We start from the raw sequence: 3896 nt of genomic DNA, 5'->3' as shown, positions 1-3896 counted from the left end.
TGCCCACCGGGGTGCCGATGCCACCCACGTTGGCAGCGAGCGGGATCGACAGCGCCACGCCAGCGCGCGCTTTGCCCGCGGGCAGCGTCTTGAGAATCGGGATGACGACCGCGAACATCGTCGCTGTGGTGGCCGTGTTCGACATGAACATGCTGAGCACGGCGGTAATCAGCATGAGCCCCAGCACGGTCAGGCGCGCCTTGTCCGGGAAGGGGCGTAGCATGATCGCTGCGAGGTTGCGGTCGAGCCCGAACTTCTCCGCCCCGTGCGCGATCATGAACCCGCCGAGGAAGAGGATGATGACCGGGTGGGCCAGCGCAGAGAAATACGCGGATGCAGGAAGCAGCTGGTCTGCTAGTGCTGGGTCTCCACCGGTGGGGTCGACTAGCGCGCCGTCGGAGAGTAAGAGGACCTCCAGCAGGATGACCAACACCGCCGTGGCCGTGAGCGGCACGGGCTCGAGCACCCAGAAGACGATGGCGAGTAGGAAGATTGACAGCATCCGATGCCCGGGGGTGGCCAGGTCCGGGATCTGGATGAAGAAGGGGATGAGGAAGCAGGCCATGCCCAAGAGCAGGCCCACCAGCTGCTTTTTGCTGAGCTGGGGGCCTTTGCTCGCGAGCGCCGGCGGACGTTGTTTCGAGCGGCGTTGTGTCTCCACCATGTGCCGAATTCTACCCGCTACAACCAGGGATTACTTGGTTTGGAAGGAGATCTCTACGACGTCCGCACGCAGGTAGACCTGCGAGCCTTCCTCGCGAAATTTCTCCGCCATCTGTTCAGATGCGCATGGAGCAGAACTTCGGGCCACACATGGAGCAGAAGTCGCCGTCTTCGCGGGTTCTGCCGGCAGCGTTTCGTCGTGGTACGTCTGTGCGGTATCCGGGTCCAAGGGGAGCGCGAACTGATCCTCCCAGCGGAACTCGAATCGGGTAGAAAAGGTATGGTATGGCTCATGGCAATGTTCCTTTCCACGATGCGCGGGATGGACAAGATCGCTTTCAACCACTCGAGTGACGTGAGCAGGGCTCTTTTGAGGGCCAAGCGCAGTACGCAGACACGTCAGGCTCGAGCATTCAACCGGGTTGGGGGCAATATCCGCCGCCAAATCAACCAGCAATCCCCGGGATCGACCGGGAATTAGTCGAGCGCGAATACGCAGTCGCCGATCGTGAGATCACTCGAAAAGCCTTCGAGCGATCAACCTTTTGCCAATTCAAAGGACGTTGAGCAAGAAGCGAAGTAGCACATTGCGGCAGCCATACCGTGGGTTGAAAGGCTATTGGCCAGAGATACGCCGGTAGAACATGCACTTTTGACGTTCTTACAGGTCACCAACTGGATATTAGCCACAGTCCCAGTAGAAAACAGCCCCATCGGCCGTGCCGGTGTTTTCGGAGCGGTACACCACGGCCTCGCCGGCGTGCATTTTCTTCAATGCGTCTGGGTGGAGGAATACGTGGGCCACACCTAGGTCACCCCACATGATCTCGAAGGGGAGCTCTTCCTCTTCCACATATGTGGAATCAATTTCTAGGAAGTGAACGTACCCTTCAGGCTGCGTAGGGTCTTGCGCGAATGCTGGGAAACCGCCGAGCATGATGTCGCTTTGGTTTTTGGCTGTGGCCCGCAACTCAACTAGCTCGTCAAAGTACTCATCGTTATCAATAAAGTCATCGTCCTTTTCGGACTCCAACGCTTCGTACACTGCTTGGTCAGTGGGAGGGATCATTGCCACTGCACTAGACAAGGAAATCGGAGAGTTCATAACCTCCCCAAGATCCTTGCTAAACGGGGAACAAAAATCCTCGTGCTCTTCATCGAAGGCAGCAGGCTCCGCGGTATGAGGTCCAGGGAAGCTGTGGTTGCCAAAGCCTTCCGCAGGCTCAGGGATATAGCGAATCTCCATGCCGTCTCCAGGCGAATCTGAAGTAAATCCGCCGTAGAGCGGATCAGCGCCGACAAAGAGTTGAAAAATTCCTGATTCCGGTATCAATCCGTCGAGCGTTGCTTCGCTTGTCAGCGCCCCCTCCGCCCGCACATGACCGACAATATCCGCAAAATTTAGCTGAATGATGTGGAGCAGTGGCTGGCCGCTCTGTGCGATGGGCCATGCCGAACCTTCTGGAAGATATGGCCTGCCACCGAAGTACGAACCATGTTCGGTGGGAGTGCCGTTGGAGTAGGGGAGGGTGACGCCTGGTTGAGCCAGTTGGATGAGGCCATCAGTGTCTTCGGAGATGAACTCTCCGGACTCGATCAGCGATCGGAGCGCTTGAACCTGTGCTGTGAACTCTGACATGGCAGGTAGTACTTTCTCTAGGAAAACAAGGTCTTTAATTAGGAATTATCATTCGGAAGAAAGAACCATGCAACAGATATCTAGAGCTGTAGAACGATGAGGGGCATGAAGTACAGGAATGTCAACATAAGCTCCGTTGCGGCGCTTGTCCTGAGCCTGTTAGCGGCGGCGTTCTTTGCCTTGGGTCGGGCTATGTTCGGGGTGAGTGGATGGTTCGCATTCATCTCCGTTCCGGCCGGGTTAATCGTGGCAGTTGCGCTTGTTGGTCTGTGGTCTATCCCCGTGCGCATCGTGAAGGAGCATCCGGAGTCAGGGTCGTATAAGGCTTTCGGGTGGCGCGAGTCTTGGGCCTTCATCGCGGTGGCGGTGTTTCTCTTCCTAGCCGGCATCTTTATGGTCGATTCCGGTGATACCGATGAGAGCGTGAAATCCGTCTTCACCCAGTTTGTCGGGCGATGGGCGTTAGAGCTTTCCGCGGCGTTGTTTTGGCTCTGTGTCCTTGGTGTGATTGCGTCCTACATCGCCGGCGTTGTTGTCGCGGTGCAAGGACGGAAGAGTACTGCTAATGGTGAGACGTCGATCGCCTAACAGTTCACCTACTCCCAGGTTGGCTCTGGCGCACGGAGCTCTCGTGCAAGTGCGAGAACTGAGTCTGCGGCGAGAACTGCTTCCACGCGGTGGACTGGCGTCTCCGCTTGGGCTAGCTCATCGCGGGCATTCACAAGGCGGCGATGAATGTTGTCAATATCGCCAATCTGACCTTCGAGTTTCGTGCCGATGCCCTTGGTGTATTTCATCTTGTCCCAGGCAATGAGCTCCTCAGAGACATCGAATGAAGCTTCGTTCTTCAGCTGCTCGATCTCACCCGATATAGGTCCAAGCTTGGTGCTTCCGGTGTCATAGGAACGAAGGATGAAAAAGACTCCGACTCCGATCGACCCAAGGGTCACAAGGGAGGCTAAAACGATAAGGGTGATGCCATATAAAAGCGCCCCGGCGAGGGAAGCCATCAATCCGATATAGAGGAAGAGGGCTTGGCGGCCTGAAATACTTTCGTCCTTGGACTCAGAAGAGTTAGAAGAGTTATTAGCCATTAGAGATCCTTCGCATGCTCGACGAAACCCGGCCACACCAGGTAAGCAGCATAGAAGAGCAGTGCTCCCACGATGAGCCCAATGACCAGGATGATGATGCCGGCGATTCTCTTTAGCTGCGGGCTTCGCTCGGGGGTTGAGCGGAGCTCGCTAACGAGGTCCCGCATCTGGGAACGTACGTCGGCGTACTCTTCTTCTGTCTTCGCGAGCCTGCGTTGGCGGCGCACGCGCTCGACATCCTCAACGGAAATCGTCGTCTGTATTTGAGCCGACTTACGCCGTGACACGGGGTTCATGTTCATGCAGGTAAAGCTACCATGACAGGAAAGCTGTTAAGGCCCTAGCCGAAGAGCTCCCGCTGGAAGTCCGTGGGGTTCTTCAGCCGTTCGGACTCAGGCAGTGGGCCGGGCAGGGTGGTGCCCGCGGCGAAGGGGGAGCCCGGTAGGTGGTCGCGGCCGTGGGGTTGGGCGAGGCCGGAAAGGTCGGGGCCGGCGGGGACG

At 57.3% G+C, this 3896-nt stretch carries 5 protein-coding genes and 2 pseudogenes; 1 reads left to right on the top strand and 6 read right to left on the bottom strand.

Going from position 1 to position 3896, the window contains the following annotated elements:
- The 3 genes and pseudogenes from F4V54_RS10330 to F4V54_RS10320 all read right to left on the bottom strand — a co-directional run.
- On the bottom strand, positions 1 to 664 hold a 664-nt coding region (locus F4V54_RS10330), incomplete at its 3' end, for an SLC13 family permease (protein ID WP_211359481.1).
- A 118-nt stretch (positions 665 to 782) separates the two neighbouring features.
- Positions 783 to 937: pseudogene (locus F4V54_RS11925) on the bottom strand (phosphomethylpyrimidine synthase ThiC); the annotation flags it as partial.
- 408 nt (positions 938 to 1345) lie between these two features.
- Entirely contained in the window at positions 1346 to 2302 is a 957-nt protein-coding gene (locus F4V54_RS10320; protein ID WP_150387082.1) for a DUF1963 domain-containing protein, read from the bottom strand.
- 105 nt (positions 2303 to 2407) lie between these two features.
- On the opposite strand from F4V54_RS10320, the gene F4V54_RS10315 reads away from it, so the two are divergent.
- Entirely contained in the window at positions 2408 to 2890 is a 483-nt protein-coding gene (locus F4V54_RS10315) for a hypothetical protein (RefSeq protein WP_150387081.1), read from the top strand.
- 8 nt (positions 2891 to 2898) lie between these two features.
- Here the strand turns inward: F4V54_RS10315 and F4V54_RS10310 are convergent, their stop codons facing one another.
- The 3 genes and pseudogenes from F4V54_RS10310 to F4V54_RS11805 form a co-directional block, all read right to left on the bottom strand.
- Positions 2899 to 3396: a hypothetical protein gene (locus tag F4V54_RS10310; protein ID WP_150387080.1), complete on the bottom strand. Its 498-nt coding sequence runs from the start codon at positions 3394 to 3396 to the stop codon at positions 2899 to 2901.
- On the bottom strand, positions 3396 to 3698 hold the full coding sequence (locus F4V54_RS10305) for a hypothetical protein (protein ID WP_150387079.1): 303 nt from the start codon (positions 3696 to 3698) through the stop codon (positions 3396 to 3398). Before F4V54_RS10305 ends, F4V54_RS10310 begins: the two co-directional genes overlap by 1 nt.
- Positions 3699 to 3736: 38 nt before the next feature.
- Positions 3737 to 3896 (bottom strand): annotated as a pseudogene (locus F4V54_RS11805) (glutathione S-transferase family protein); the annotation flags it as partial.

Origin of the sequence: Corynebacterium tuscaniense (assembly GCF_008693065.1) — a bacterium.
Taxonomy (GTDB): domain Bacteria; phylum Actinomycetota; class Actinomycetes; order Mycobacteriales; family Mycobacteriaceae; genus Corynebacterium; species Corynebacterium tuscaniense.
This window is presented reverse-complemented; position numbering and strand designations above follow the sequence as displayed.